Genomic DNA, 21,889 nt, shown 5'->3' with positions numbered 1-21,889 from the left:
GGGTAAGTGCAGCGCATGAAACGATTTCTGATCCTGCAACTGCGCCCCGAGACTGAGGCGTCGGATGCCGAGTACGCCTCGATCCTGGACAAGACCGGCCTTTCGCCGGACCAGACCCACCGTATCCGGCTGGACTGCGAAACCCTGCCTGACGGGTTGGACGTGACGGATTACGCAGGCGTTATCGTTGGCGGCGGTCCCGGCTGTGTCAGCGATGATCCCGCAACGAAATCCACAAGCGACGCGCGGGTTGAGGCATCAATCATGGGTCTGATGCCCCAAATCACCGCAAACGATCACCCGTTCATGGGCTGTTGCTATGGGCTGGGTGTTCTGGCGGCGCATCTGGGCGGGCACGTCAGTAAGGACCGGTTCGGAGAGCCTGTGGGCCCCTCAACCTGCCACCTGACCGAAGAGGGCGCGCGCGATCCTCTGACCGCCGGGCTGGGCGAGAGTTTCGATGCGTTTGTGGGCCACAAAGAGGCGGTGCAGACACTTCCCGAGGGCTGCGTGCACCTGTTGTCCTCGGACCCCTGCCCGTTTCAGATGATCCGCTGGGGTCAGAATGTCTATGCCACGCAGTTCCACCCCGAAGCCGACGCGCGTGATTTCGAACAACGCATCAAAATCTATAAGAATTATGGGTATTTCCCCCCCGAAGACGCGCAGCGCCTGATTGATATATGCCACGCTGCCAAGGTTACAAAACCCGGTGAAATCCTGCGCCGTTTCGCCCAGCGATACATGTGACCTAACGGCGCTGTTGCCTGCGCCGCAATCACTCGCTTAGGCTGTTCCGAACGGCTTTGGGAGGAGTTGTTCTTGGATCTGCTTATAAATGTCGGCCTGCCGCTTTCGCTGGCCATTATCATGTTGTCGCTGGGCGTCGGGTTGCATGTTGCTGATTTCAAACGTGTGCTGAGCCGGGGATATCCCTTTGCCATCGGCGCGCTTTGTCAGGTTATCTTGTTGCCTATATTGGCATTTATTACAGTTACTGCCTTCGCTTTACCTCCCGAGATTGCGGTGGGCTTCATGCTGCTTAGCTTTTGCCCCGGCGGAGTGACCAGCAACATCCTGTCGAAGCTGGCCAAAGGCGATGTTGCGCTGTCGGTCAGTCTGACTGCGGTGATCAGCTTGCTTTCCATGATCACGGTTCCTTTTCTCGCAGCATGGTCAATCGCTCATTTCATGAGAGAGGACGCACCCGAAGTTTCGATCACTGGCCTGGCCATCGCGTTGTTCCTGATCACAACTCTGCCCGTTGCAATCGGTGTCAGCCTGCGCCACTTCGCAACCGGGTTTGCGGAACGGATTGACGCCCCGCTCTCCAAACTGGCAACCGCCTTGTTTGTCCTGATTGTCCTCGCCGCGCTGGCTGGGAACTGGCAACTGTTCATCGACAACCTCGGAGCGATGGGTGCTGGGCTGGTCTCACTTAACATCGCATTGCTCGCAATCGGGCTGGGTATCGCGCGTGCCGCGAAACTGTCGTGGAATGAGAGTAAAACGATCTCAATCGAAACCGGCATTCAGAACTCGACACTCGGGATAACGCTTGCCGCGCTGATCACAGGGACGGAAAGCGGGTTCAGCCCATTGGCCCTTCCCTCTGCCGTTTACGGGATCATGATGTATGTCGTGGCCCTGCCGTACATCGCCTGGCTGCGTGGCCGCTGAAAGGACAATTCATGACCACTAACACTGCCGATGCCATTGTGGTGGGTGCCGGTTTGGCGGGCCTCGTAGCTGCGGCCGAGATGGGGGATCGCGGCAAGAAAGTCATCGTGCTGGATCAGGAGCCCGAGCATTTTCTGGGCGGGCAAGCATTCTGGAGCCTGGGTGGTTTGTTCATGGTCGATACACCGGAACAACGCCGGATGGGAATCAGGGACAGCCACGAATTAGCCTTACGCGACTGGATGGGCAGCGCGCAGTTCGACCGCGACGAAGACGCCTGGCCGCGCAGATGGGCCGAAGCCTACGTTGAGTTCGCAGCCGGAGAGATGCGCCCATGGCTGCATGAAATGGGTTTACGCTGGTTTCCGATCGTTGGCTGGGCCGAACGTGGCGGATCTTACGCGGATGGTCATGGCAACTCGGTGCCGCGGTTCCACATCACTTGGGGCACTGGACCGGGCGTGCTTGAGCACTTTATCCGCCGCGTGCGTGCGCATGTCAGCAACGGTTTGATCGAGTTGAAGTTTCGGCATCAGGTCAGCTACATCATCATGCAGAACGGCAGCGCCAAAGGGGTCTCGGGCGAGGTTCTAGCCGATGACACTGCCCTTCACGGTGCCAAGACCAACCGCGATGAGGTCGGTGAGTTCGAAGTTTATGCTCCGTCTGTGATCGTCACCTCTGGCGGGATCGGTGGCAACTTTGAGATGGTGCGCAAGAACTGGCCCCGCAACCGACTGGGTGAGCCTCCAAAAGACATGGTCGCAGGCGTCCCCTTCCACGTCGATGGCCGAATGATCGGCATCAGCGAAAAAGCCGGTGGTCACGTCATCAACAGCGACAGGATGTGGCATTACACGGAAGGCGTGCGCAATTGGAATCCGATCTGGCCGTCACACGGCATCCGCATCCTGCCCGGCCCAAGCTCTATGTGGTTCGACGCGCGCGGCAATAGGCTGAAACCACCCTGTTTGCCCGGCTTCGATACCCTTGGCACACTGAAGGAAATCCTGAAAACCGGCTACGAATACAGTTGGTTCGTGCTGACCCAAAAGGTGATCAAGAAGGAATTCGCCCTGTCCGGTTCGGAACAGAACCCCGATATGACAGACGGAGGATGGAAAGAGGTACTGTTCCAGCGCGTCCTAACCGGGTCAAAGGCGACGGCACCGGTTGAGGCGTTCAAACAGCATGGCGAGGATTTCATCGTTGCCAACACCCTGACCGAACTGGTCAGTGGCATGAACCAGTTGGGCGGAGGCTTGATCAATGAGGCACATCTGAGGGCTCAGATCGAAGCGCGGGATTCGCAGGTCGACAATCCGTTCACCAAGGACGCTCAAATCGCAGCAATATTGGCCGCGCGCAACTACCGGGGCGACAAGCTGATCCGCACTGCCAAACCGCATAAATTCCTCGACCCGGCCAATGGCCCGCTGATTGCTGTGAAACTGCATGTGCTTACCCGTAAGACACTTGGCGGGCTGCAGACGAACCTGGACAGCCAGATGATTGGCGCAGACGGTCAGGTGGTCCCAGGTCTGTTCGCAGCCGGAGAGGTCGCCGGGTTTGGCGGTGGCGGCTATCACGGTTACAACGCGCTTGAAGGTTCCTTTCTGGGCGGCTGTATCTTTTCGGGCCGCAATGCCGGACGATCAAGGGCCGTCGCGTAACCTCCAAGCGTTATTGGGTGCGGGTGAAGGTGACAATCGGTTCGCCCGCAGCGTCCAGAAAAGCCATCGCATCCCCTTTCATTGCGTAGGTGGTAACCTCTTGCAGCAACGCAAAGAACTGGCGTTCAACCTCTTCAAGGGCCGGAGGACAGGCCATAAGCGTCGCCGCCATATTGTCCGGGAACGCGATATTCGAGCCCGAGATTTCAGCCTGTCCGTTGAACCGGTTGCACCCGCCGCTGCCGGAAAAAGCCCCGCCCTCGGCAAAGGCAATCTCGGGGCGGCGCTCTGTCTCGATCTTCGTGCCACTCAGGGCGACGGCGGTCCATTGCGTGTTCTCAAGCATGGCTGCCCCTTGCACTTGCACCAAAACCAGATCGGTAGAGTTTCCCGCACCATCCGTCAGCACCGGATATGCCGTATCCGTGGTAAACAGCGGCTTGCCGCCCTGATTGATTGAGGCGCGCACCACATAACGGCGACCGTCCTCGATCAGGTTATCGTCGAACGCCAACTCGAACTGCGCAGGCACGCCACTCATCGCATAGCGTTTGGTGGCAAGCGGCACTGCGGGCGCATCCGCCCGCGACACATCCTGAAGTTCGACATAAAGCGTGGCATCGGGTGGCACTGCGATCCGTTCACGATAAGTCGCTGTCCCTTCGATTGTGCCCGCAGTTGCGGCAGCGCTTAGCGCAACCAAAAATGGGGCGACTGCCAATGCTGCCTTACCGGTTCCGAGCATGGGGATGCTCCTTCCTTCATAATCACTTGATGAAACATTGTATTTGCATGTGATTTTACAAGGACTGTGCCGAAAAACCAGCGGTTCCGCGCTGACGTCACAGCGGCCAGAGTAGCGGAATCAATAGCGATGCCAAAAGTCCGACTGTCAGGTTCAGTGGAATTCCGACTTTCATGAAATCTAAAAACCGATAGCCACCCGGGCCATAAACCATCATGTTCGTCTGATACCCAATCGGCGTCGCAAACGAGGCCGAAGCCGCCACCATCACAGCAACCACCAACGGGCGCGGGTCGATCCCCACCGCTTGCGCCAAGCCTATGGCAATTGGCGTTACAACCACGGCCACGGCGTTGTTTGAAACAAGCTCTGTCAGCACCGAGGTTAGCAGGTAAACGGCCCAGACAATCAGGAAAGGCGGCAGCTGACTAAGGCTTGGCGCAATCGTTTCGACGATCAGCGACACCGCGCCGGATTTATCCAGCGCCGCGCCAATCGCCAGCATTGAAAAAATCAACGCCAGCAAGCGACCTTCGATAAAGGAAAACGCCTCATCCGCGTCGATGCAGCGAGTCAGCAGGACAACTGCCACAGCCAGAACCGACAGCAACAAGATCGGAGCTACGCCCAATGCGGCAAGCGCCACGATGCCGATAAGTGAACCAATCGCAATCGGCGCATGTGAGCGTCGGAACGCACGCGCTGAAGGTTGGGTCACATCCACCATTTCCATATCGGCGGCCAGTTTCTGAATATCCCCCGGAGCGCCTTCCAGCAGCAAGGTATCACCAACCCGCACAACCAGTTGATCGAGCTGTCGCCCAATATTCTGGTTTCGACGGTGTACAGCCAGCACATAGACACCATAGCGTCGCCGCAGGCGCATCGCACCCAACGTCCGTCCGACCATGCGACAGCCAGGCGTAATCAGAACCTCAACGGTCTTGGTCTCAACTGCGGAAACCTGATCGACACGTTTTAGTTCCTTATTGCGCTGAAGGCCTAGAAGTTCGGTCATTTCGGTACGCAGAACCACCCTATCGCCCAACTTCAACTCCACGCCCTTCAGATTGCGGCGCAGCGACTCGTCCCCGCGGATCACGTCGATCAGCCGGACACCCGGGCGTTTGAACAGTTGAACGCCTGTCACCTCGCGCCCTATCAGGTTGCTTTCGGGGGGAATGACGGCTTCGGTAAAGAATTTCATTCTGGACCGATCCGACAGAAGCGAGGCCATGCTATCACGTTCCGGCAGCAGGCGCGGCGCGATGAACCGCAAATAAATCATACCGTAGATCACCAGCGCGATGCCCAGCGGAGTGACCTCGAATATCGTGAAGGGCTGCATCCCTTGCGACCGGGCCACGCCATCCACCAAAAGATTGGTCGAGGTTCCGATCAGGGTCAGAGTACCCCCCAGAATCGCTGCATAACTCAGCGGGATCAGCAGTTTCGAGGCCGCCACGTTCAGCGTACGCGCGATCTGCACAAATACCGGGATCATCACAACCACGACCGGAGTATTCGACACCACGGCAGAGGCCAGCACGACGAACGCCATCAACAATCCGATGGCAATCCGCGGATTCACCTGCGCCTGTTTCTGCGCGACAGATGTAAACGCATCCAGCGCACCGGTGCGGACAAGCGCACCCATGATGATGAACATCGCGGCAATGGTCCACGGGGCTGGGTTAGACAGTACCGCCAGAGCACTCTGATACGGTAGAATCCCTGTCACGAGCATGAAGGCAACACCACCGATGGCGACAACCTCGGTCGGGTAAACCTCGCGCAGGAACAGCGCAAACATGCCCGCGACCACCAAAAGCGCCAGAACTGCGCTGCCCGTCTCTGTCAGTTGAAGGAATTCCATTCTTGGTATTCTGTCCGAACCCTGGTCAGGCTTACGCGCCCATCGGGCAGTTTCACGCATTGCGCGCGACAGAGCAAGCCTGACGTGACCCTATTGCGGTCTTGTCTCTTGCAAACGTCCGCCCACACGCACCATCTGTACGGATTTTGCCTGCCCATCACGATCATCGGTCTCGACGAACACGCCGCTCAGCGTCGCCTCGCCATCAGCAGGAGAGAACCGCGCTTTGGGCATGCCCGTAATAAAGCGGCGCATCGGCTCGACCTTGTCCATCCCGATGATCGAATCATAATCGCCACACATCCCGGCATCTGTCAGATAGGCAGTACCACCGTTCAATATCTGCGCATCCGCCGTCGGTATGTGAGTATGGGTGCCCACGACAAGGCTGGCGCGTTTATCGCAATAGTGACCCATGGCCATCTTCTCGGACGTCGCTTCGCAATGCATGTCAACGATGATCGCCTGCGCCTGACCGCCGCGTGGATGGGATTTCAGGATCGGTTCGATCGCCGAGAACGGGTCATCGAAGGGCCGCTTCATAAAGACCTGCCCAAGCACCTGCACCACCAGAACCTTGCGCCCGCCCGGCGCGGTATACAGGCGATGCCCCCGCCCCGGTGCGCTCTTGGCAAAATTCACCGGGCGCACAATCCGGGGCTCATTCTCGATGAATTGCAGCATGTCTTTCTGGTCGAATGCGTGATCACCCAGCGTCAGGCAATCTGCGCCTGCGTCAAGTAACAGCTTGGCGTGATCGCCGGTCAGACCCATGCCGTTTGATGCATTCTCGCCATTGACGACAACGAAATCCAGCCGCCATTCGTCGCGCAGACGCGGCAGATGCTGTTGAATGGCCGCGCGTCCCGCACGGCCCATGACGTCACCCAGAAAAAGTATCCTCATTCCACCCGTCCTACGTCTGGCTTCGACCAAGCACAAGCGCTTAAGATACCGGCACAAACCACCAAAGCAAATTAGTAGGAGAATATTGATGAACCGCGCCCTGGTGGCCCTCATTGGCCTGACCGCTCTTGCAGCCTGCGATGACACCCCGTCCCCTGATACGACCACCCAATTGGCAAACCCGGCCGCTACATTCTGCATCGAAAGCGGCGCACAATACGAAATCCGCGACGGCGAGAACGGGCAGTCAGGCGTATGCATCCTGTCCGATGGGCGCGAAGTTGATGCGTGGGAGTATTTCCGAGAAAACAACCCGAGCTGAAGAGATCAGGCAGGAAAGGTCAGAACCCTACTTTCAGTAACGACCATGTCCAGCGGTTGATCCGTAGGCTCAAGGGGTAGTCCTTCCGACTCTTGCGCGTCAAAGGCAAACCCGATTGCCAGCGTGGGCCGCTTGGCGCGTAAACCTTCCAGCGTTCGGTCATAGAAGCCGCCGCCATAGCCCAGCCGCCCGCCCTGCGTATCAAACGCGACCAAAGGGACGATCAGGATTTCGGGATCGAAATAGTCATCAACCTCGGGAATCTTGGCCCCGAACGGACCGTCTTTGAGGATGCCGTCGGGCGTCCAGCGGGAAAACCTTAAGGGCTGACCCGCTGCCTGAATCACCGGCACACCAACGGGCCCATAAGCCGAAGCTTCGGCCATCGCGGCCACCGGATCAATCTCGGTGCGGATCGGCATGTAGCCGGACAGCGGCACGCCCCGGTGCCCTGCCAGCACCTCGGACAAACGTCCTGCCGCGCCGGGTGGGCGCGCGTCAAACGCGGCTTTGCGGCGCGCAAAGGCCGCCTTGCGCGCGGCAGCCTTGATTACAGTCATATCGGTCACAAGAGTACCACGCTGGCAAGCCCAAGGAACAGGAAGAACCCCATGACATCCGTTGTGGTCGTCACAAAGGTACCGGACGCAAGCGCAGGGTCAGCACCCAGACGGTCCAGCACCACAGGTATTACCGTACCAACGAAACCCGCGATGATCATATTTACGACCAAGGCGGCCCCTATCACGACACCCAGCAGCGGAGAGTGGAACCAAAGCATGCCAACCACGCCCATCACGATTGCAAAACAAATCCCGTTCAGCATCCCAACCAGCAACTCCCTGCGGATCACGCGCAATACGTTTGCGCCCGTCAGGTCACGCGTTGCCAATGCGCGCACCGCAACGGTCAGCGACTGTGTTCCCGCATTGCCACCCATCGACGCCACGATCGGCATCAAAACGGCCAGCGCCACCAGCTGATCAATCGACGCCTCGAACTGCGAAATCACCAGCGAGGCGCAAATCGCCGTGCACAAGTTCACCGCCAGCCACGGCAGACGCCGACGACTCGTTGCCGCAACGCTGTCCGAGATTGAGCTATCGTCGCTTACACCTGCAAGGCGCAGGATGTCCTCTTCGTGCTCTTCATCCAGAACGACCATAGCATCGTCGATGGTGATCACGCCGACCAATCGGCCATCCGCGTCCACCACAGGGGCCGAAATCAGGTGATACTGATTGAAGGCATAGGCCACGTCTTCCTCGTCCTGGTCGACGGGTATTGTGTGAAACTCATCTTCGGCGATGTCCCGCAATGCAACCTCGCGCCGTGTGGCCATGAGCTTACCCAGCGTGACCTGCGCGACGGGTTTCAACCGCGGGTCCACAAGGACGACGTGATAAAACTGCTCGGGCAGATCATCATTTGCGCGCATGAAATCGATGGCCTGTCCGACCGACCAATGCTCGGGGGCCATGACCACCTCGCGCTGCATAAGTCGACCGGCTGAGTTTTCAGGATATGAAAGCGCCTGCTCGGCCGCGACCCTCTCGGAGTCTTCCAGTGCGCGAAGGATCGCTTCTTGTTGCGGTTCCTCGAGATCCTCCAGCAGGTCGACAACGTCGTCGCTTTCCATCTCGCGCACGGCGTCGGCCAGAACGTCCGGACGCAAAACACCGATGACTTCTTCGCGAATGGCTTCATCCAGCTCTGACAGGATGTCACCGTCGAATTCCTTATCGTACAGACGAATCAGGCGGGCGCGGTCGTAGGCGTTGATCTGCTCCAGCAGGTCGGCGATGTCAGCCGGGTGCAGCGGCTCCATCAGTTCGACCAGCTTGTCGCGGTCGTCTACATCGACCGCGTATAAAATGGCCGCCACGGTCCGCCGATCCAATGCGTAGGCGGCCTCGTCACTGGCGGACTCGGTTGCGGGTTTTTCATAGCCTGTCGTCATGTCCGCCCCCGTTTCTTCGGTCATTGCCCCCTAATTAGAGGAAGCAGCTACCGGAAAACAATGACAATGCACCGATTTACCGGCAGGTTTCGCGAGCCTATGCTGTTTCGCAGTCCCATACAGGCGGAGATGACGAAAAATGGCGCAAAAAACGCTGCTGAAAGGGCGCGTTCTAAGCTTTACGGGGTCCCCTTTCGAAGGTGAACCAACCGAAGCCGTAAAGATCCACGAGGCGGTCCTGATCGAGGACGGCAGCATATCCGCAGTTGCTGATATCGCCAGTCTACGCGCTGCCCATCCAGACGCAACCGTTGTGGACCAGGGCTCGCACGTGATCATGGCCGGTTTCGTGGATGCCCATGTACATTACCCGCAAACCGCCATGATCGCGAGCTGGGGTAAGCGCCTGATCGACTGGCTGAACACCTATACCTTCCCCGAAGAGATGAAATTTGGCGATCCTGACTATGCCTCTGAAATCGCCACCCGCTATCTGGACCTGACGGCGGCCCACGGCACCACGACAATGTGTAGCTTCTGCACCATTCACCCAGAAAGCGTCGACGCTTTTTTTACGGCTGCTCAAAATCGCAATCAGCGTGTCGTCGCGGGCAAAACCTGCATGGACCGCAACGCGCCCGATGGTCTGCGGGACACCGCGCAAACGGCTTATGACCAATCCGCAGCCTTGCTTGAGAAATGGCACGGCATCGACCGCCTGTCTTACGCCATAACGCCACGTTTTTCGCCCACTTCGACGCCAGAACAGCTTGAGGCGATGGGCGCGCTTTGGGCCGAGCATCCTCATTGCCTGATGCAGACCCATCTGAGCGAGCAAACCGATGAAATCTCGTGGGTTCGCGAGCTGTTTCCAGAGGCACGGGATTACCTCGACACTTACGAGAAATTTGGCCTTCTGGGTCCAAATGGCGTTTACGGCCACGTCATCCACCTTGAGGCGCGTGAGCGTCATCGCCTGCGCGAGGTTGACGCCGCGCTGATCCACTGCCCGACCTCGAACACGTTCATCGGCTCGGGCCTGTTCGACATGGACGGGCTGATGCGCGACGGGCACCGGGTTGGGCTGGCAACGGATACCGGCGGCGGGTCGAGCTTTTCGATGCTGCGCACAATGGCGGCGGCCTATGAGATCGGACAATTGCGCGGGGCACCGCTGCACGCTGCGCAATTGTTGTGGCTGGGAACTGTCGGATCAGCACGGTCCCTGCGCTTGGATGATTGCGTTGGTAACGTCGCACCGGGGATGGAGGCCGATCTGATCGCCCTTGACCTTGCCTCAACCCCCGCCATCGCCCAGCGCGAAGCCTGTGCGGAGGACCTGTGGGAGGCGGTCTTTCCTACCATCATGATGGGTGATGACCGCGCTATCGCTGCCGTTTGGATCGGCGGAGAACGCGTCACGCTGTAAAGCGTGGCGTCGTCCAGGCCGCTGGGCTAAAGTCCTAGCCCCATTTTTCGGGCTCTTCGTTTCTTCTGTGATTTGAACCTGTCGCCCTTCAGAAGACCTCTGTCGCCAGACATCGACCACCACTCGGATTCATCTGGCCAACTGCGCCAGATAGACCCGTCCGGGGCGACCACATGTTCGATGCAAACAACACCGTCTGACTTTGAACGTATGGTCTCACCTTCAGGCCAGTGCCATATGATTTCACGGCAAACGCGCGCGTTGCGGTCAACTCGCCATGTCCCAAGGGCCACGATGTGTTTGTGCTTTCTGCACCATGCGCTCGCTTGCCCGTCGGCACCGTAATACACACCGCCCCCGCAGACGTTCCAGATTTGTGTTTTGCCCCGATACAGTTCGACAACCCTATTGGGGTCTGCCGCTTTCGCGCCCCTTGGTTTCGGATCGGCCCACGCTATTCCGTGGGCCAAAACAGTCACAACAGCGGCATTCACTAAAAGAACTCGTAAAAACATCTAACCACACCATCAATACAGAGCAGAAAGATACCATGAAGCGCGCCGTTTCCCAAAAACCACTGCTATTATGGCCAGAACTCGCAGGTCACAAGGCATCTTGCTTTGCAGGCAGGACATGGGCCAGCCACTTGGACGGAACGACAAATCGTCCCTAGTGTTGGAGAGCGCGGGCCAGAGAATTTTGGCGTTCAACCGTTTTTTGCAGGTCTATCGTTACTATCTGCCCGTCACGCACGATCTGGCGACCTTCGACAAACAAGTGCTTCACTTTCATCGGCCCGGCAAGCAACAGCGCTGCCGGGTCCCAACTGCCCGCGCTTTCAACGCAACGTGTGTCCCAGATGGCTATGTCGGCGCGTTTCCCCGGCTCCAGTCGCCCGCAATCAGGGCGGTTTAGAACGTCAGCCCCGCCGCGCGTCGCAATTTCCAGTGCTTCCCGGGACGACATCGCGTCGGCACCATTCACAACACGCTGAAGCAGCATCGCCTGCCGTGCTTCGAGGATGAGACTGCCGTTGTCATTGCTTGCCGAACCATCCGCGCCCAGCCCAACCGGCACACCCCGGTCGCGCATGGTTCGTACCGGTGCGATACCCGACCCCAGACGGCAATTCGAACACGGGCAATGGGCGACGCCGGTCTGCGTTCTGGCGAACAAGTCGATTTCAGCCCCGTCCAGCTTGACGCAATGGGCGTGCCATACGTCTGAACCGGTCCATCCCAACTCTTCGGCATATTGTCCCGGCCGACATCCGAACTGCGCCTGCGAATAGGCGATATCCTCGTCATTCTCGGCAAGATGGGTGTGCAGCATGACACCCTTGTCCCGCGCCAGAACGGCCGCATCGCGCATCAACTCGCGACTAACGGAAAACGGAGAACACGGTGCCAGCCCAACCCGGCACATTGCGCCGTCAGACGGGTCATGAAACGTATCAACCACGCGGATCATGTCATTCAGGATTGCTTCTTCAGCCTCAACCAACGCATCCGGGGGCAAGCCGCCATCGCTCTCACCTATGCTCATCGCGCCGCGCGTCGGATGAAACCGCAGGCCGATCTCCGCTGCGGCGGCTATCGTATCATCTAACCGAGCGCCATTGGGATACAGGTAAAGATGATCGGAACTGAGCGTGCAGCCGGACAATGCCAGCTCGGCGAGACCAATCTGGGCCGAAACAAACATTTCTTCAGGCCCGAAACGCGACCAGATGGGATAAAGCGTTTTCAGCCAGCCAAACAACAACGCATCCTGCCCACCAGGAACAGCACGCGTCAGGGTTTGGTACAGGTGGTGATGGGTGTTCACCAGACCCGGCGTCACCACGCAGCCCGCGGCGTCATGCACCTCGCCCGTCGTTTGCAGACCTTGGCCCACCTTGTCGATCCGCCCGTCGCGGATCAGGATGTCTGCGTTGGACAACTCGCGGCGCGTGTCGTCCATCGTCAGGATGGTGTCTGCATTTTTGATCAGGATTTCGGTCATCTCCGGCCCCTTGCAACAGCCCGTTTCGTGCAAGATGGCAAGGGCTGGCGGAAAACGGACGTAAGAACCAGCCCATTAGATCATATTCGACCAGCCCAAACCGGGCAACCGGATTCAGGCGTCACGCAATAGTGCCAGCGCAGCCGCGTGCAGGCTTGCGTTCGCTGCAGCAAGCACGCGCCCTCCTTCATGGGCCGGACCGCCCTGCCAATCAGTGACGATCCCGCCAGCAGCCCGTATCACGGCAATCGGTGCATGAATGTCATAGGCGTTCAGGCCAGCTTCGATCACAAGATCCACCTGCCCTGCTGCCAACAGAGCATAGGCGTAACAATCCATTCCATATCTCGTCAGCCGCACCCTTTGTGCAACGGCTTCGAAGCCTGAGCGCTCGTCAGCCGTGCCAACTTCGGGGAAGGTGGTGAAAAGAATGGCCTCGTCCAGGTTTAGCGTCGGACGGGTTTTCAATGACATCGACCCTGCCGGGCCGGTTGCTACGGCGATATCGGCAGATCCAACAAAACGCTCACCGATGTAGGGCTGATCAATGACACCCATCACCGGACCATCTTGGGTGCTGAGCGCGATTAGAACGCCCCACGTGGGCGTGCCGCTGATAAACCCGCGCGTGCCGTCGATCGGGTCCAGTACCCAAGTCCGGCCAGAGCTGCCTTCAACCCGACCGAACTCTTCCCCGAAGATACCGTCATCCGGGCGGTGCAAGGCTAAGACATCGCGCATCGCTTTCTCGGCATTGCGATCAGCGACCGTAACCGGGTCAAAACCTTTGGACAGCTTGTTGACTGTTTCAATATTCGATTGCCTGAAAAACGGCAGAATGGCCGCCCGCGCAGCGTCGGCCATTTCTTCCGCAACTTCCAGATCGGTCAGAGTGGTCTCATGCATGCGCTACCCGTGCGGCCCGCACGCAACAGAGTCAACCCTATTCGGTTACGCAACGTCGCTGAGAACCCGTGCCAGTTCGAACAGGCGGCGACGCTGGTTTTCGGGAATCGCATAGTAAGATCGCACCAAATCCAATGCCTCTTTGTCGCCCATCAGATCCGCCGGAACCGATTTCTTTCCGGACGCGTCTTTCTCAGGCTCTTCAAGGCCCTCGAAGAAAAAGCTGACGGGCACATCCAAAGCCTCGGCAATGTCCCACAGGCGCGACGCGCTGATCCGGTTGGCCCCGGTTTCATATTTTTGAATTTGTTGAAATTTAATACCAACCTGTTGCGCCAACTGCTGTTGTGTCATGCCAATCAGCCAGCGGCGATGCCGGACGCGCTTGCCCACATGGACATCGACGTGATGGGTCATTGGTATTCTCCTCTAAACTAAACACACAACCAATTCGGGCATGCGACACGCATCTACTACCGCAACACTAGCAAGCCGCACTCTACCATTCCCTAATCAGGACGATGCCCCCCAAATTAGAACCTCAGACAATATTGCGCTTTTTAGGCATTTTTTCAAGAAGGTTGAATCTGTTTTGACGAACAAAGGACTGCGGTTGTATCAGATTGAGAGGTTGCACGTCGTTTCCGTTGCGGCAACTAAGCACGCTGTCCGACCCGGTCTTTCCAGCGGCAAGAGGAAGTGATTGACAATCCACAACCCGCAAGAACGATTGCGGAAAGCGACAGGAGTACACGTATGCTGGCTTACCGGATTTCCACCCAAGGCGAGGCCCCCAAGCTTTGCGAAATTGACCTGCCCAACCCGCAAGAGCGGCAGGTACGGGTTGCAATCAAAGCCTGTGGTTTGAATTTCGCCGATCTGTTGATGCAGAAAGGGACGTATCAGGATACTCCCACCGCTCCGTTTACGCAGGGGATGGAGGTGGCTGGCGTGGTCGATGCAACCGGACCCGGCGTGGACCATCTGAAAGTTGGGGATCGAATTGCGGTATACTCCGGTCAGGGCGGACTGGCGGAATTCGGCGTCTTTGACGCCGAACGCGCGATTGCACTACCTGATAACGTCAGCTTTGAACAAGCTGCTGCCATCCAGATCGCTTATGGCACCAGCCACCTTGCGTTGGATCACCGCGCCCGTCTGCAAGCCGGGGAAACCTTGTTGGTCACAGGTGCGGCGGGTGGTGTCGGGCTAACGGCTGTCGAGATCGGCAAACTGATGGGTGCGACCGTAATCGCGCAGGCCCGAGGCGCGGAAAAACTGGCCGCCGCCAAAGCCGCTGGTGCCGATCACTTGATTGACGCATCTGAGGACCTGCGCACGCGCGTCAAGGAGTTGGGCGGAGCAGACGTGGTCTATGATGCCATCGGCGGCGACGTTTTCAAGGCAGCGTTCCGCGCCACCAACCCCGAAGGTCGCTTGCTGCCAATCGGCTTTGCGGGCGGAGACGTGCCGCAAATCCCCGCCAATCATCTGTTGGTCAAAAACCTGACCGTCATTGGGTTTTACATCGGCGGTTATTTGACCTTCCGACCCCAGATCGTGCGGGACAGTTTTGAAACGCTGTTTCGCTGGTGCGCCGAGGGGCGGATCAAGCCCCATATTAGCCATGTACTACCGCTGTCGGAGACCGAAAAGGGCCTGCAGTTGCTGCGGGATCGCAAGGCAACCGGCAAGGTCTTGATTACGCCCTAACCCACGACTGCCTTCAACGGTGAACTGCCCAGCATGCGGAAGTTCTGGCGGACTAAAGTCGCCAGCGCCTCGATCAAAGGACCGCGGCCTGTATCCCCTCCGTACAGGTTGATCACATGCGCGGGCAGCGTTGGCAACACGCCGCCATCGTCAATCTGGACCAGATGCGCAGCTTCGGTTCCGTCCAACACGGCGTGAATCGCAAGGTCAGCGGCCACGGTGGCCTCGATGGTTCGGTCATTCTCGGTTTCCACTGCCAACTCCCACGGGATGCCAGCCTCATCCAGCGCTGCGATAACTTGCGGACGAAACATGCAGCGGCGGCCCATAGCAATTGGGATTGGCCGTTTGCGCCACGCCGACCCGCCCGGCGCCCCTATCCAGCGCAACGGTAGCTGGGCAATGGTTTCCGCCGCCTCATTGCTGTTGGCCTCGGTCGTTAGGATCAGATCGCATTCGCCGCGTTTGTACATTTCTTTTAATTGCAGCGAGTAGGAAGACACCAACTGCACCCGCACCCGAGGGAAATCCACGTTGAAACGCTGCAAAACACGAGGGATCGCGGGATAAACGATGTCGTGCGGCACACCCAGAACAACTTCGCCCTCATATGCCTGGTCGGTCAGTTTCGCGATCACCTCATCATTCAAGGCGATCATGCGACGGGCGTAGGCCAAGAGTTGTTCTCCGGACGCGGTCAGCGCAATGGTCCGACCGCTGCGGTCCAGCAACTCAAGCCCCAAAAGCTCCTCCAACCGTTTCAACTGCATCGAAACGGCGGATTGGGTCAGGTGCAGGAATCCAGCTGCGCGCGTCACGCCGCCCTGATCCGCCACCGCCACAAAAGACCGCAAGGTTGTAATATCCAAATTTCGCATCTTCACGAATCCTTATGGATCACTTCATAAACATTCATTTTTAAAATGTGTCATGTCGCTCCATATAAATCAAGGAATTTGATAAGAGATACAAAACTCATCGAATACGGATGAAAGGACACAGACTATGACCCAAGTTGCAATTCACAGACCCTGCGCACCGCACCGTGGTTTTGGACCGTCACTGTTGTGGGATGCGCTTGCATTGCGCCGCCAACGCCGCACCCTCGCCAAGCTGGACGACAGAGCATTGGAAGACATTGGAATCACGCGCGAACAAGCGAGGGCCGAGGCCGCTCGCCCAGTATGGGATGCACCGGAATACTGGCAAAAATGACTCTGAAATTCATATTTTTGCAATGAATGGCGGCCCGCATCTAAAGGTCGCCATTTTTTGTTGCCTGATTTTGGGCGGATTCCGTCGCTAAACCCTTGAAACATTGCCCGCAGTTGCCGATATTTGCGGGGAACGGGGTTTGATTTTCAGACCACGAAAAGAAATATGTGAAGGGAGACCCGTATATGGCACAATTTGACACAATCCGGACGGCGGCCGGTGCGCGCGCTGCCCAGATTGACGAGGGCCTACGCGCCCACATGAATAAAGTCTACGGCACGATGTCCGTGGGCATGCTGATCACAGCGCTTGCAGCATGGGCAATTTCCGGTCTTGCTGTAACGTCTGACCCAACCAATGCCGTGGCGCAAATCGGCGCGGATCGTTACCTGACCAGCTTGGGTGGCGCTTTGTTCCTGTCGCCGCTGAAATGGGTCGTGATCTTCTCACCGCTGGCCTTCCTGCTGTTTGGCTGGGGTGCGCTGATGCGGCGTGGATCGGCTGCGGCGGTGCAATTGGGCTTTTTCGTATTCGCCGCCGTGATGGGCGTGTCGATGAGCTCGATCTTCATGATCTACACGCCCTACTCGATCGCGCAAACGTTTATCGTGACCGCAATCGCCTTTGCTGGTCTTAGCCTTTATGGCTACACCACCAAGCGCGACCTGAGCGGCATGGGTACGTTCCTGATCATGGGCGTGATTGGTCTGCTGGTGGCGATGGTGATCAACATCTTCCTGCAGTCGCCTGCCATGATGTTCGCGATCTCGGCCATCGGCGTTCTGATCTTCGCCGGCCTGACCGCGTTCTACACACAGGACATCAAGAACACCTACGTTGCACACGCAACCCATGGTGATCAGGAATGGCTGGACAAAGCTGCCATTGACGGCGCGCTGAGCCTGTACATCTCGTTCCTGAACATGTTCCAGTTCCTGCTGATGTTCATGGGGCAGCAAGAATAGCGCTTACTGCGCATAATGGATAGCGGGCGGGTCGACAACGACCCGCCTTTTTTTGTGAAATAAGCATGTTGATTTGGACGCGACAAAGCATCCACTGCTCGAACGAAAAAGGCCCCGTCCGCCTGGACAAGGCCAATGTCACAAGAAGAAAATAGTCTTAGCTACAGTCCAACAATACGGCAAAACCCGAGCTGCTGCTGGAAGAGCCTTTGCGGAAGACTTCCCCCACTGGCAAGCAACCGGTGAACTGCTCGGCATTTCGTCCAAAGCCCGAACCGATCCTGTTATCGACGCGCGTGCTGTTGCTCTCGGTGCGCAGAACCCCATAGAGGGCGCCGTTCACGCTGACCGTGCTCAGGAAAAGGTTGGTGTCTTGGCCGGTCAAAACAACCGCGTCGGTGTCACTGCGGCCACCATTGTCGATTGCAACCCTGGCAACCTTCTCAGCCTCAACCTGATCCGTCGTCACCGCAATCGTGGGCAAAGCCGCCAGTTCTGCGGGCACGTTGGTTGCAGGGGGAAGGAAGGCAACCGCCCCGGGCACATCTGCCAAAGTGCGCGGCTCACCATCAATCCCGGTGAAACCGATACCTTCGCGGTTGTACGGATCTTCACAAGCCGCAAGGGCCAGAATGGTCACTGTGGATAACAAGATTTTTTTCATGACGGCCAACATTTTGGAACGAGTTGTTGAAGCGTAGGGGCAAGCCCTTCAAAAAAGCAACCCGTGGTGGATTCTATTGGCTTAGCTGCTGATGCTTCAATGCAACGGGGTAACTGGTCAAACACCCTGTGCTGTGTCGCGCCACAAGCAATAAAAAAAGGGCCCAGCCGAGGCGGAACCCTTTGAAACTGTCCAAGATGGGCGGCAGATTACTTAATCTTGCCTTCCTTGTACTCGACATGCTTCCGAACAACCGGGTCGTATTTACGAACGGTCATTTTCTCGGTCATGGTGCGCGCGTTTTTCTTGGTCACGTAGAAGTGGCCCGTGCCCGCGGTCGAGTTCAGACGGATCTTGATTGTCGTCGGCTTCGCCATGGTTATCTCCTGCGTCCGAAAAGGCAGGGGCCTTTCGGTTGAATTCCTATGAGCGTGCGCTTTTACGCGCTGCACCGCTCGTGTCAAGAGGTATTGCACCCACTGCGCAAGTAAGGCGGACCGATGTTACGCAGGCATGGTTGGCGCCCCCATGTAGGCATGAATCTGATCGCGTTCAGCCTCTGACAGGCCCAAAGCCCCGGCCAGTTGCTTCAGGTAGGATGCCTCGGCCTCATTATCCAGACGAATCGCCGCCAACGAGGTGGCATAGATCTGTGTCTTCATGGGTGCTCCGGAATCAGCGGCAAGACCCATCACATCAATCGGGGCGTTCAGTTGCTCTTGAACAAAGGCGCGCTCTTCGGCGCTGATGTCGTCACCCAGCTCTGCCAGGATTGTCTCTTTTTCGTGTTCGTCCAATTCACCATCTGCTTTTGCCGCCTGGATCATCGCGCGCAGCATCAGCTTGGCCTGTTCTTCCATGACGGCACCGCCCGGTGTGCCCTTGAACACGGTTTCCATCATGTCGACTGTTTGCTGGCTTCCGGTCTTGGCGGCACTTTGCATGGCGTTCATAAGCCCACCCAACCCGGCCGCGCCCGCAGTGTTGGTCATGCCCAGTTTTCCCATCATGTCCTGCAGACCAGCGGCCCCACCGGGCATTCCGAATTGCTCGGCCATTTTGCCAAGCTGATCCATGCCAAAGCCCCCGCCTGACCCCTGCATCATGTCTTGCAAACCAGCCATACCGCCCATTTGCTTGTATTTCTCCAACCCCTTGGCGGCGGCAAATCCAACGGCAACCGAGGCAAGTGCTTTCATAAAACTCATGACAATCCTCCCGACTTTTAAAGTATCTTACTTCATCCCAGCGGATGAAACTGAACCTAGATTTTAAACCTTCGCCCACGATAGCGGGTTCAAGGCATCCCAATCAGACTATCCGAAACATGGCTGCGCGGCGGGGATTTCGAAAACTGGCCCGCAAACAAGCACTTTCCCGCACATACTGGACCCGAAATTTGAACGGAATGCGGCTTCGTGCTAGGTTTGTACAAGTTTTTGGCCAGAAAAACCTTTTTAGAAGTTCGGTCTAGGGGCACCACAGACAGGCAAACACCTGTGTCAGCAGAGTGTTAATGCATGTTTTGGGGGCTATCATGACCGAATGGGAAATTCAGGGCGAAGAACTTGCCAATTGCAACTGCAACTTCGGTTGCCCGTGTCAATTCAGTGTTCCTCCGTCCCACGGCAATTGCGAAGCGGTTGTCGTGTTCGATATCCAGACCGGTCACTATGGCGACACCGATCTTGCCGGGGTGAGGGCTGCCGGAGTTTACCACTGGCCGGGTCCAATCCATGAAGGCAACGGTCAGATGCAGTTGATCGTGGACGAAGGCGCCAGCACCGACCAACGCGCGGCGATCGAGGCCATCATGAAAGGTGAAGACACCGACGAGATGGCAACCATGTGGTACGTCTTCAGCGCCATGGCGCCGACCAAGCATGAAACGCTGTATGTGCCAATCGATCTGAAATGGGATCGCGACGAGCGCACGGGATACGCCAAGGTCTCGGGCGTTTTCGATGTCGAGGTCAGTCCAATCCCGAATATCGTCTCTGGCATGCCACACCGCGCCTCAATCCACCTGCCCAACGGGTTCGAATACCGCCACGCCGAAGCCGCCTCGGGCAGTGCTAAATCGACAGGCGGAGCGATCAGCCTGACCTTTGATGCGACGCACGCCCATTTGGCGCATCTCAACATCTCAGGTCACGGCGTTCTTGGCGCTTAATCCGGGGCTGACATGGAAACGACCCCACCCCGCACCGGTGTAGTGGATCGAATGCTGCGACGCGACAGCGGCATTGTACTGATTTGCGTTGCGGTGATCATTCTGGGGGCTTGCTGGTACACGATTGCGGGCATCGGCATGAACATGACCGCCATCGACATGACCAGGATGGCCGGACCCGTCGGCAACCCGATGCGGATGTCGTCCGAGGTTCATTGGACACTGACCTACACCATCCTGATCTTCCTGATGTGGTGGGTCATGATGATTGCAATGATGACACCCAGCGCGGCACCAACCGTGCTGTTGTTCACAGCTCTTAAACGCGTCGGACCAGATGCGGCGCGCGCCACACGGCTCAGCCTGTATTTTCTGGCAGGCTATCTGGTGGCCTGGGGTCTGTTCAGTGCCATCGCAACAGCAGGTCAGTGGGGGCTTGAACTGATCGGATTGTCAGATGGGCCGATGATGACCATCCGGACAGAGGTCTTTGCGGGATGTGTTCTGATCGCTGCTGGGCTGTATCAGCTGTCCAGTCTGAAATCGGCCTGCCTGCGCCATTGCCGCAGCCCTGCACGGTTCCTGGCCGAGCACAACCGCCCCGGACCCTATGGCGCATTTCGCACAGGTGCCTTGCATGGCGCGTATTGCCTGGGGTGTTGCTGGGCGCTGATGCTTCTTTTGTTCGTAGGCGGCGTGATGAACCTCTACTGGATTGTCGGGATCGCTCTCTATGTCGCGCTTGAAAAGCTGCTGCCGCGCGCGCGATGGCTGGTCCCGCTGACCGGGGCGGTGCTGATCCTAGCGGGCCTCTGGTTGATTGCAGGGCCGGCAACCGCTGTTGGTTGACAGACGCGAACAGGCCAAGGGACCCGGCCCAAGAAAGGGTCCCGCTTCAAACTGAAACAGGAGGTCGACATGCCTATCTTCATTACCTACGCGTCCTATTCGCCAGAGGGGGTCAAGGGCATGCTGAAAAAACCCAAAGACCGCACTGCGCCCGTTCGCGCGTTGCTGAAAAAGATGGGGGGCAAGATGCTGGCGTTTTATATGACCACCGGCGACAATGATGTTGTCGTCATAAGCGAAGCCCCCGATGGCACAGATGCAGTCGCCGTGGGCATGGCTGTTGCAGCCTCGGGCGCAGTGTCGAGGCTCGAGACTGTTCAGGCTTGGAAAGCGAAAGATTTTGCAGCCATCGCGAAAAAGGCAGCCAAACTGACCGGCGCTTACACGCCACCGGGTCGCTAGTCAGGAAATACGCGCGGAGGGCCTGTAAGCCGGATCTTGTTCCGGGGTTGCCCCCTTCGATGACCATTCCTCTAGGCCGTGCATTGCTGCGCGGCTCAAGCTGCCAACCCGGTCCCTCTCGGCCAAGACGCTTAGCGGCGGTATCGGCTTGCGCCGACCGGCCCGCGCGGGGACCCTATTTGGCATTGCTCCCGGTGGGGCTTGCCGTGCCGCCGCTGTTGCCAGCGGCGCGGTGGGCTCTTACCCCACCGTTTCACCCTTACCCCCGGCCGTAACCCAAGGCGGTTTGATTTCTGTGGCGCTTTCCGTCGGGTTGCCCCGCCCGGGCGTTACCCGGCACCGTTGTCTTGTGGAGTCCGGACTTTCCTCTCGGGCTTACACCCCAGCGGCCATCCGGCCCTCCGCGC

At 58.0% G+C, this 21,889-nt stretch carries 24 protein-coding genes and 1 other RNA gene; 11 read left to right on the top strand and 14 right to left on the bottom strand.

Annotated features, from left to right (window positions below):
- Positions 1-15 precede the first annotated feature (15 nt).
- The 3 genes from ACXAET_RS00350 to ACXAET_RS00340 all read left to right on the top strand — a co-directional run bounded on the left by ACXAET_RS00350 (position 16) and on the right by ACXAET_RS00340 (position 3,353).
- Positions 16-750 (top strand): glutamine amidotransferase, encoded by a 735-nt coding sequence (locus ACXAET_RS00350; RefSeq protein WP_475179384.1) that lies wholly within the window; start codon positions 16-18, stop codon positions 748-750.
- A gap of 72 nt (positions 751-822) precedes the next feature.
- On the top strand, positions 823-1,680 hold the full coding sequence (locus ACXAET_RS00345) for a bile acid:sodium symporter family protein (RefSeq protein ID WP_475179380.1): 858 nt from the start codon (positions 823-825) through the stop codon (positions 1,678-1,680).
- 11 nt (positions 1,681-1,691) lie between these two features.
- Complete coding sequence (locus ACXAET_RS00340; RefSeq protein WP_475179376.1) at positions 1,692-3,353, top strand: FAD-binding dehydrogenase; 1,662 nt, start codon at positions 1,692-1,694, stop codon at positions 3,351-3,353.
- 10 nt (positions 3,354-3,363) lie between these two features.
- Here the strand turns inward: ACXAET_RS00340 and ACXAET_RS00335 are convergent, their stop codons facing one another.
- From ACXAET_RS00335 to ACXAET_RS00325, 3 genes are all read right to left on the bottom strand, one after another.
- Positions 3,364-4,098, bottom strand: a complete 735-nt coding sequence (locus ACXAET_RS00335; RefSeq protein WP_475179373.1) for a YbaY family lipoprotein — start codon at positions 4,096-4,098, stop codon at positions 3,364-3,366.
- Positions 4,099-4,195: 97 nt separating this feature from the next.
- On the bottom strand, positions 4,196-5,974 hold the full coding sequence (locus ACXAET_RS00330) for an SLC13 family permease (protein WP_475179372.1): 1,779 nt from the start codon (positions 5,972-5,974) through the stop codon (positions 4,196-4,198).
- Positions 5,975-6,064: 90 nt separating this feature from the next.
- Positions 6,065-6,880 (bottom strand): TIGR00282 family metallophosphoesterase, encoded by an 816-nt coding sequence (locus ACXAET_RS00325; RefSeq protein WP_475179369.1) that lies wholly within the window; start codon positions 6,878-6,880, stop codon positions 6,065-6,067.
- Positions 6,881-6,968: 88 nt separating this feature from the next.
- Here ACXAET_RS00325 and ACXAET_RS00320 point away from each other — a divergent pair, with 88 nt between their 5' ends.
- Positions 6,969-7,202: a putative hemolysin gene (locus ACXAET_RS00320; RefSeq protein ID WP_475179367.1), complete on the top strand. Its 234-nt coding sequence runs from the start codon at positions 6,969-6,971 to the stop codon at positions 7,200-7,202.
- A gap of 5 nt (positions 7,203-7,207) precedes the next feature.
- Here the strand turns inward: ACXAET_RS00320 and ACXAET_RS00315 are convergent, their stop codons facing one another.
- Positions 7,208-7,771, bottom strand: a complete 564-nt coding sequence (locus ACXAET_RS00315; RefSeq protein ID WP_475179365.1) for a 5-formyltetrahydrofolate cyclo-ligase — start codon at positions 7,769-7,771, stop codon at positions 7,208-7,210.
- Positions 7,768-9,162, bottom strand: coding sequence for a magnesium transporter (gene mgtE, locus ACXAET_RS00310; RefSeq protein ID WP_068336379.1), 1,395 nt, complete (start codon positions 9,160-9,162; stop codon positions 7,768-7,770). The genes ACXAET_RS00315 and mgtE overlap by 4 nt, the downstream gene beginning before the upstream one ends.
- A gap of 139 nt (positions 9,163-9,301) precedes the next feature.
- Between mgtE and guaD the strand changes: the two genes are divergently transcribed.
- A complete protein-coding gene (guaD, locus tag ACXAET_RS00305) occupies positions 9,302-10,591 on the top strand; it encodes a guanine deaminase (RefSeq protein WP_475179362.1) in 1,290 nt (429 codons plus the stop codon).
- Positions 10,592-10,617: 26 nt separating this feature from the next.
- Here guaD and ACXAET_RS00300 read toward each other — a convergent pair whose 3' ends face one another.
- The 4 genes from ACXAET_RS00300 to ACXAET_RS00285 all read right to left on the bottom strand — a co-directional run bounded on the left by ACXAET_RS00300 (position 10,618) and on the right by ACXAET_RS00285 (position 13,918).
- Positions 10,618-11,106 (bottom strand): DUF995 domain-containing protein, encoded by a 489-nt coding sequence (locus ACXAET_RS00300; protein WP_475179356.1) that lies wholly within the window; start codon positions 11,104-11,106, stop codon positions 10,618-10,620.
- Positions 11,107-11,260: 154 nt separating this feature from the next.
- A complete protein-coding gene (locus tag ACXAET_RS00295) occupies positions 11,261-12,595 on the bottom strand; it encodes an 8-oxoguanine deaminase (protein WP_475179351.1) in 1,335 nt (444 codons plus the stop codon).
- A gap of 114 nt (positions 12,596-12,709) precedes the next feature.
- Positions 12,710-13,501 (bottom strand): histidinol-phosphatase, encoded by a 792-nt coding sequence (hisN, locus tag ACXAET_RS00290; RefSeq protein ID WP_475179348.1) that lies wholly within the window; start codon positions 13,499-13,501, stop codon positions 12,710-12,712.
- A gap of 45 nt (positions 13,502-13,546) precedes the next feature.
- On the bottom strand, positions 13,547-13,918 hold the full coding sequence (locus ACXAET_RS00285) for a helix-turn-helix domain-containing protein (protein WP_068335899.1): 372 nt from the start codon (positions 13,916-13,918) through the stop codon (positions 13,547-13,549).
- 339 nt (positions 13,919-14,257) lie between these two features.
- Between ACXAET_RS00285 and ACXAET_RS00280 the strand changes: the two genes are divergently transcribed.
- The gene (locus ACXAET_RS00280) at positions 14,258-15,214 is read left to right on the top strand and encodes an NADPH:quinone oxidoreductase family protein (protein ID WP_475179342.1); all 957 of its coding nucleotides are present in this window, start codon (positions 14,258-14,260) and stop codon (positions 15,212-15,214) included.
- Here ACXAET_RS00280 and ACXAET_RS00275 read toward each other — a convergent pair.
- Positions 15,211-16,092 (bottom strand): LysR family transcriptional regulator, encoded by an 882-nt coding sequence (locus tag ACXAET_RS00275; RefSeq protein WP_475179339.1) that lies wholly within the window; start codon positions 16,090-16,092, stop codon positions 15,211-15,213. The two genes, ACXAET_RS00280 and ACXAET_RS00275, sit on opposite strands and share 4 nt — an antisense overlap.
- 127 nt (positions 16,093-16,219) lie before the next feature.
- Here ACXAET_RS00275 and ACXAET_RS00270 point away from each other — a divergent pair, with 127 nt between their 5' ends.
- Both ACXAET_RS00270 and ACXAET_RS00265 read left to right on the top strand, forming a co-directional pair.
- A complete protein-coding gene (locus tag ACXAET_RS00270) occupies positions 16,220-16,429 on the top strand; it encodes a DUF1127 domain-containing protein (RefSeq protein WP_475179337.1) in 210 nt (69 codons plus the stop codon).
- A 185-nt stretch (positions 16,430-16,614) separates the two neighbouring features.
- Positions 16,615-17,394, top strand: a complete 780-nt coding sequence (locus ACXAET_RS00265; protein WP_475179333.1) for a Bax inhibitor-1/YccA family protein — start codon at positions 16,615-16,617, stop codon at positions 17,392-17,394.
- A gap of 157 nt (positions 17,395-17,551) precedes the next feature.
- Here the strand turns inward: ACXAET_RS00265 and ACXAET_RS00260 are convergent, their stop codons facing one another.
- The 3 genes from ACXAET_RS00260 to ACXAET_RS00250 all read right to left on the bottom strand — a co-directional run bounded on the left by ACXAET_RS00260 (position 17,552) and on the right by ACXAET_RS00250 (position 19,266).
- Positions 17,552-18,058 (bottom strand): hypothetical protein, encoded by a 507-nt coding sequence (locus tag ACXAET_RS00260; RefSeq protein WP_475179328.1) that lies wholly within the window; start codon positions 18,056-18,058, stop codon positions 17,552-17,554.
- Between the two features lie 209 nt (positions 18,059-18,267).
- Complete coding sequence (rpmG, locus tag ACXAET_RS00255) at positions 18,268-18,435, bottom strand: 50S ribosomal protein L33 (RefSeq protein WP_007799108.1); 168 nt, start codon at positions 18,433-18,435, stop codon at positions 18,268-18,270.
- Between the two features lie 126 nt (positions 18,436-18,561).
- Positions 18,562-19,266: a tellurite resistance TerB family protein gene (locus ACXAET_RS00250; RefSeq protein WP_475179321.1), complete on the bottom strand. Its 705-nt coding sequence runs from the start codon at positions 19,264-19,266 to the stop codon at positions 18,562-18,564.
- Between the two features lie 329 nt (positions 19,267-19,595).
- Between ACXAET_RS00250 and ACXAET_RS00245 the strand changes: the two genes are divergently transcribed.
- From ACXAET_RS00245 to ACXAET_RS00235, 3 genes are all read left to right on the top strand, one after another.
- Positions 19,596-20,231, top strand: coding sequence for a DUF1326 domain-containing protein (locus tag ACXAET_RS00245; protein ID WP_475179318.1), 636 nt, complete (start codon positions 19,596-19,598; stop codon positions 20,229-20,231).
- A gap of 12 nt (positions 20,232-20,243) precedes the next feature.
- A complete protein-coding gene (locus ACXAET_RS00240; RefSeq protein ID WP_475179315.1) occupies positions 20,244-21,080 on the top strand; it encodes a DUF2182 domain-containing protein in 837 nt (278 codons plus the stop codon).
- Between the two features lie 69 nt (positions 21,081-21,149).
- Entirely contained in the window at positions 21,150-21,482 is a 333-nt protein-coding gene (locus ACXAET_RS00235; protein WP_475179313.1) for a GYD domain-containing protein, read from the top strand.
- A 9-nt stretch (positions 21,483-21,491) separates the two neighbouring features.
- Here ACXAET_RS00235 and rnpB read toward each other — a convergent pair.
- Positions 21,492-21,887: RNase P RNA component class A (rnpB, locus tag ACXAET_RS00230), an RNA gene on the bottom strand.
- Positions 21,888-21,889 lie beyond the last annotated feature (2 nt).

The sequence above is a fragment of the Ruegeria sp. AWH4_226 genome (assembly GCF_056159225.1).
The sequence above is the reverse complement of the archived record's forward strand: the minus strand, read 5'-3'. Positions and strand labels throughout refer to the sequence as shown.

Bases quoted from the DNA above. Each gene is read 5' to 3' on its own strand.
- ACXAET_RS00350 (WP_475179384.1), top strand. From the start codon at position 16: ATGAAACGATTTCTGATCCTGCAACTGCGCCCCGAGACTGAGGCGTCG.
- ACXAET_RS00340 (WP_475179376.1), top strand. From the start codon at position 1,692: ATGACCACTAACACTGCCGATGCCATTGTGGTGGGTGCCGGTTTGGCG.
- ACXAET_RS00335 (WP_475179373.1), bottom strand. From the start codon at position 4,098: ATGCTCGGAACCGGTAAGGCAGCATTGGCAGTCGCCCCATTTTTGGTT.
- ACXAET_RS00330 (WP_475179372.1), bottom strand. From the start codon at position 5,974: ATGGAATTCCTTCAACTGACAGAGACGGGCAGCGCAGTTCTGGCGCTT.
- ACXAET_RS00325 (WP_475179369.1), bottom strand. From the start codon at position 6,880: ATGAGGATACTTTTTCTGGGTGACGTCATGGGCCGTGCGGGACGCGCG.
- ACXAET_RS00320 (WP_475179367.1), top strand. From the start codon at position 6,969: ATGAACCGCGCCCTGGTGGCCCTCATTGGCCTGACCGCTCTTGCAGCC.
- mgtE (WP_068336379.1), bottom strand. From the start codon at position 9,162: ATGACGACAGGCTATGAAAAACCCGCAACCGAGTCCGCCAGTGACGAG.
- guaD (WP_475179362.1), top strand. From the start codon at position 9,302: ATGGCGCAAAAAACGCTGCTGAAAGGGCGCGTTCTAAGCTTTACGGGG.
- ACXAET_RS00300 (WP_475179356.1), bottom strand. From the start codon at position 11,106: ATGTTTTTACGAGTTCTTTTAGTGAATGCCGCTGTTGTGACTGTTTTG.
- ACXAET_RS00295 (WP_475179351.1), bottom strand. From the start codon at position 12,595: ATGACCGAAATCCTGATCAAAAATGCAGACACCATCCTGACGATGGAC.
- hisN (WP_475179348.1), bottom strand. From the start codon at position 13,501: ATGCATGAGACCACTCTGACCGATCTGGAAGTTGCGGAAGAAATGGCC.
- ACXAET_RS00285 (WP_068335899.1), bottom strand. From the start codon at position 13,918: ATGACCCATCACGTCGATGTCCATGTGGGCAAGCGCGTCCGGCATCGC.
- ACXAET_RS00280 (WP_475179342.1), top strand. From the start codon at position 14,258: ATGCTGGCTTACCGGATTTCCACCCAAGGCGAGGCCCCCAAGCTTTGC.
- ACXAET_RS00275 (WP_475179339.1), bottom strand. From the start codon at position 16,092: ATGCGAAATTTGGATATTACAACCTTGCGGTCTTTTGTGGCGGTGGCG.
- ACXAET_RS00270 (WP_475179337.1), top strand. From the start codon at position 16,220: ATGACCCAAGTTGCAATTCACAGACCCTGCGCACCGCACCGTGGTTTT.
- ACXAET_RS00265 (WP_475179333.1), top strand. From the start codon at position 16,615: ATGGCACAATTTGACACAATCCGGACGGCGGCCGGTGCGCGCGCTGCC.
- ACXAET_RS00260 (WP_475179328.1), bottom strand. From the start codon at position 18,058: ATGAAAAAAATCTTGTTATCCACAGTGACCATTCTGGCCCTTGCGGCT.
- rpmG (WP_007799108.1), bottom strand. From the start codon at position 18,435: ATGGCGAAGCCGACGACAATCAAGATCCGTCTGAACTCGACCGCGGGC.
- ACXAET_RS00250 (WP_475179321.1), bottom strand. From the start codon at position 19,266: ATGAGTTTTATGAAAGCACTTGCCTCGGTTGCCGTTGGATTTGCCGCC.
- ACXAET_RS00245 (WP_475179318.1), top strand. From the start codon at position 19,596: ATGACCGAATGGGAAATTCAGGGCGAAGAACTTGCCAATTGCAACTGC.
- ACXAET_RS00240 (WP_475179315.1), top strand. From the start codon at position 20,244: ATGGAAACGACCCCACCCCGCACCGGTGTAGTGGATCGAATGCTGCGA.
- ACXAET_RS00235 (WP_475179313.1), top strand. From the start codon at position 21,150: ATGCCTATCTTCATTACCTACGCGTCCTATTCGCCAGAGGGGGTCAAG.